Here is a 1600-nt window from a genome sequence, read left to right as displayed (position 1 = left end):
TCTTTTTGAAACATAGTTGAGGTTTCGATGTAGGTTTTCTATTACCTCATCGGAATTAATTCCTAGTTTGTAGGCGTGGTAAATGGCTTGTTCATTTTGTTGGAACCAGGTCCAGAAGTTTTGGATGGTTTTTATTTGGCGAGGGTTTAGTTGTTTGTTCATTTTTATCGGATTTTACGTTGCACTTGGTTGGCACGCGGATGAAGCGGATTTTCAAGCGCGGGTTTGACGGATTTTTTTGTTTTCGGTTGTTGGTTGTCGGTTGTCTGGGTGGTTTTAAGCTGCGCTTAAAAGGGTTGGACTACTGTGTAGTTTAGGTTTTACCACATAGGAACATAGGTTTTGTTTTATAGGCGTTTTACTTTGGTTAGGATTGATAGTTGCTTGAACTCCGTTCTAGGAGTTAGCCTACTGCGTAGGAGATACTTCGACAAGCTCAGTATGACAATTCAATTCTTAAGGAATATTGAAAATTATCTTTTATCCCTGGATTCATTGCTGAAGGTGATTAGGTTGAACATTGATCTCATCCTTGAGCGGAGGCGGTTGCCGTAGAGGGCTTCGATTTCGCTTGCGGAGAGGTTTGTGGTGATGTGGGTGATGGATTGATTTTGCACGAAGTCTTCGTAGCGAGAAATGATTATTTCTGCCATGACGTTGAGGTCGTTGCCGTAGTGTTTGATGTTTTGTTCGGCTCCTAAGTCGTCGAAACAGTAGCCGGTTAAACGTGTTTGCGTGTGCTCTTTTTGGGTGTAATGATGAAGTGATTCGAAGCCGTTTTTTGCGAATTCGAAAGATATTTCTCTACATGTCTTGATTTTGTAGTCGTGTTTGTGGTAAAAAAATGGTCGAATTAACGCCATAATTGACGTTTTCCCGCATCCAATTGGCCCCGACAACAAAATGCCTTTGTTGAGGTCTAAATTGAGCTCTAAAGCCTTTTTTTCGTCTCGAATAGCATAAATTACCAATTTGAGAATGGTTTGGTGGTCGATGGCTTCAATTTTGAAATAACGACCGTAGATGATTTTGCCTTGGTACTCGATGTAGTTTAAGCACCAATTGAAGTTGTAGACTTTGATTCCGTTTTGAATAACGAAAGTGTCTTTGATGGTGTTAAAGTGCTTCTCCATAGTTTTTTTGATTTGATACGTGGAGGTGTTTTGGGTTTAAATTGATTGTTTTGGGTTCTGTTTGAACTGAAGCATTAGTTTTATTTTCAAACTTCCGAGCGTTGAGCATCCAATTTCTTGCTGCAGCTTTCCAGTCTTTCATTTTGGTTCTGCCACCGACTAACCAGCCGTTGCTCTCGAAGTAATTGAAAAAGCGTTGTGCTTCGATTTCGGTGAAGTTTTTTTCGAGGAAGTAGATTTGAGCTTCTTCCAAAGTGGGTTTTGATTGTTTTGAAATTGGTTTCTCGACTTCGCTCGAAATGACAGAAGAATCATTTGAAAAATTCTTTTTCTTTTTTTCGCGCAACTTTTTTTCTTTTTCTTTTTCAATTTTTAAATCCGATTCTTGAACCTCATCAAAAATTGAATTTGTAAAAATTGAATTTTTTTCATTTTTTGAAATTTCTTGCTTAGCTAAGTTTATAATG

At 38.4% G+C, this 1600-nt stretch carries 1 protein-coding gene and 1 pseudogene; both read right to left on the bottom strand.

Going from position 1 to position 1600, the window contains the following annotated elements; translation table 11 throughout:
• Positions 1 to 473 precede the first annotated feature (473 nt).
• Positions 474 to 1133 carry an ATPase gene (locus M9Q43_RS13820; RefSeq protein WP_262319447.1) on the bottom strand — a complete coding sequence of 220 codons (660 nt, stop codon included), beginning with the start codon at positions 1131 to 1133 and terminating at the stop codon, positions 474 to 476.
• Positions 1117 to 1600 (bottom strand): annotated as a pseudogene (locus M9Q43_RS13815) (transcriptional regulator); the annotation flags it as partial. The gene M9Q43_RS13820 and the pseudogene M9Q43_RS13815, both read right to left, overlap by 17 nt.

The sequence above is a fragment of the Flavobacterium odoriferum genome, from assembly GCF_025499515.1.
Lineage (GTDB): Bacteria > Bacteroidota > Bacteroidia > Flavobacteriales > Flavobacteriaceae > Flavobacterium > Flavobacterium odoriferum.
This window is presented reverse-complemented; position numbering and strand designations above follow the sequence as displayed.

Coding starts and splice junctions, on each gene's coding strand:
- M9Q43_RS13820 (WP_262319447.1), bottom strand. CDS start 1,133: ATGGAGAAGCACTTTAACACCATCAAAGACACTTTCGTTATTCAAAAC.